At 75.6% G+C, this 2559-nt stretch carries 3 protein-coding genes; all 3 read right to left on the reverse strand.

Going from position 1 to position 2559, the window contains the following annotated elements; genetic code table 11:
* Positions 1-513 precede the first annotated feature (513 nt).
* Genes FKN01_RS32045 through FKN01_RS32055 form a run of 3 tightly spaced genes read right to left on the reverse strand, consistent with a single transcriptional unit; the run spans position 514 to position 2301 of the window.
* Positions 514-1089: a Clp protease N-terminal domain-containing protein gene (locus FKN01_RS32045; RefSeq protein WP_143626160.1), complete on the reverse strand. Its 576-nt coding sequence runs from the start codon at positions 1087-1089 to the stop codon at positions 514-516.
* Entirely contained in the window at positions 1089-1298 is a 210-nt protein-coding gene (locus tag FKN01_RS32050; protein WP_143626158.1) for a helix-turn-helix domain-containing protein, read from the reverse strand. Before FKN01_RS32050 ends, FKN01_RS32045 begins: the two co-directional genes overlap by 1 nt.
* Before the next feature lie 31 nt (positions 1299-1329).
* The gene (locus tag FKN01_RS32055; RefSeq protein ID WP_143626159.1) at positions 1330-2301 is read right to left on the reverse strand and encodes a zinc-binding dehydrogenase; all 972 of its coding nucleotides are present in this window, start codon (positions 2299-2301) and stop codon (positions 1330-1332) included.
* Between the last annotated feature and the right edge of the window lie 258 nt (positions 2302-2559).

Raw genomic sequence — 2559 nt, forward strand, 5'->3', positions numbered from 1 at the left:
ACGCACGCTCACCAAGGCCCACCGCCACCTGACGACGACGGCGACCCAGGCCGGCGCGGTACCGCGCGGAGACAGGGAGAGGTAGCCGCGAACCCCGCCGTGCCCGTACAGCGCGCGCTCACCAAGGCCCACCGCCACCTGACGACGACGGCGACCCCGGCCGGCGCGGTACCGCGCGGAGACGGGGGGAAATAAGCGCGGGGGCCGGCCGCCCGCCCGGCCCCCGTCGACTCAGCCCGCCTCGCGGTCCCGGCCCACCCCGCCATGCCCGAACAACGCACGCTCACCCAGGCCCACCGCCACCTGACGACGACGGCGCCCCAGGCCGGCGCGGTACCGCGCGGAGACAGGGGGAGGTAGCCGCGAGCCCCGCCGGCTCAGCCCGCCTCGCGGTCCCGGCCCGCCCCGCCGTGCCCGCACAAGGCACGCTCACCAAGGCCCACCGCCACTTGGCAACGACGGCGGCCCAGGCCGGCGCGGAGACGGGAAGAAATAGGCGCAAGCCCCGCCGGCTCAGCCCGCCTCGCGGTCCCGGCCCGCCCCGCCGTGCCCGTACAGCGCGCGCTCCACCGTGCCGTACGTCGCCCCGTGGTCGGCGAGCGCGTCGGCGACCGGGCCGGGCATGGCGGTGAGGGCCAGCAGGAGGTGTTCCCCGCCGATGAACCGGTCGCCGCGCCCGAGCGCGACGCGCAGTGACTTCTCCAGGACCTTCTTCGCCTCCCGGGAGAAGGACGGGCCGCCCGCCCGGCGCCGGCGGCCTCCCCGGTCGCCCCGCAGGGCCCCCTCGCCGTGCGCCTCCTCGATGCGCGAGACGACGGCGGTGAGGTCGATGCCGATGTCCGCGAGCGCGTCGGCGTCGGCCCTGCTCATGCCGCCGCGCCTGCGGGCCTCGGCGAGCGCGGCGTCCAGGGACTCCCTGCGGTCCGTGAGGCCGAGCGCGGTGAGCGCGAAGGAGGCCCGGCCGCCGTCCTGGCCGAGGAGGGCGAGCAGCAGGTGTTCCCCGGTGACCTGGCCGGCCCCGGTGCGTTCGGCGTGTGCCACGGCGCCGGTCACCGTGGCTCGGGCGTCCTTGGTGAATCGCTCGAACATCATCGCCTCCCGTACTTCTTGTGCACGGCCTGCCTGCTGACGCCCAGTTCGGCCGCGATCTCCTGCCACGACCAGCCCTTGGCCCGGGCGCTTCTCACTTGTACGGCTTCCAGCTGCTCCAGCAGCCGCCGCAGCGCGGCGACCGACCGCAGCCCCACCCGGGGGTCGCGGTCGCCCGCCCGCTCGGCGAGATCCGTCGCTTCGGTCATGATGTCAACGTACGTTGACACCCCGCCCCTGTCAACCGTTGTTGACGGTGAGCACGATCTTCCCGAACTGGTCACCGGCCGCGAGACGTTCGAAGCCCTCCCGCGCCCGGTCCAGGGGCAGCACCTCGTCGATCACGGGGCGCACGCCGGTGGTGGCGCAGAAGGCGAGCAGGTCCTCCAGCTCGTCCTTGGAGCCCATGGTCGAGCCGACGACCTTCAGCTCCAGGAAGAAGATCCGGGTCAGCTCGGCGTGCGAGGGGCGGTCGCCGCTGGTGGCGCCGGAGATGACCAGGGTGCCGCCGGGGCGCAGCGACTTGACGGAGTGGGACCAGGTGGCGGCGCCGACCGTCTCGATGACGGCGTCCACCCGGTGCGGCAGCCGCGCGCCCGCCTCGAACGCCTCCACGGCGCCCAGCTCGACGGCCCGCCTGCGCTTGGCCTCGTCGCGGCTGGTGGCGTAGACCCGCAGCCCGGCGGCCCGGCCGAGCGCGATCGCGGCGGTCGCGACCCCGCCGCCGGCGCCCTGGACGAGCACGGAGTCCCCGGGGCGCACCCCGGCGTTGGTGAAGAGCATCCGGTACGCGGTGAGCCAGGCGGTCGGCAGACAGGCGGCCTGCTCGAAGCTCAGCTCCTTGGGCTTCGGCAGCACGTTGTACGTCGGAACGGTGACCCGCTCCGCGAAGGTGCCCTGGTAGCGCTCGGTGAGGATGGACCGGGGCTCGTCGGGCCCGACCCCGTGCCCGGTCTGCCCGATGACGGAGTGCAGGACGACCTCGTTGCCGTCCTGGTCGACCCCGGCGGCGTCGCATCCGAGGATCATCGGCAGCTTGTCCTCCGCGAGGCCGACGCCGCGCAGGGACCAGAGGTCGTGGTGGTTGAGGGAAGCCGCCCGGACGTCGACGGTGGTCCACCCGGGCCGGTCCGGCGGGGCTGGGCGGTCGCCCAGTTCGAGGCCGTTGAGGGGGTGGGCGGGGTCCAGGCTGGCTGCGTAGGCTGCGAACATGCCGCCGACGATAGGGGGCGGCGTACTGACGCGTAACCGGCTGAGGGTGTGACACGCACCGCTGGCTTTCGGGGCGCCCCGCGCCTCAAACGCCGGCGAGGCCGATAGTGGCCGCGGCCAGAATCAAGCCCCTCCGGCGATTGAGGAGCGGGGGTGCGGGGGCGGGGGCCCGCGCCCCCCCCCCCCCCCCCCGCCCCCCCCCCCCCCCGCCCGCCCCCCCCCCCCCCCCCCCCCCCCCCCCCCCCCCCCCCCCCCCCC

Origin of the sequence: Streptomyces sp. 130 (assembly GCF_007096885.1) — a bacterium.
In the GTDB taxonomy this organism is placed as follows: domain Bacteria; phylum Actinomycetota; class Actinomycetes; order Streptomycetales; family Streptomycetaceae; genus Streptomyces.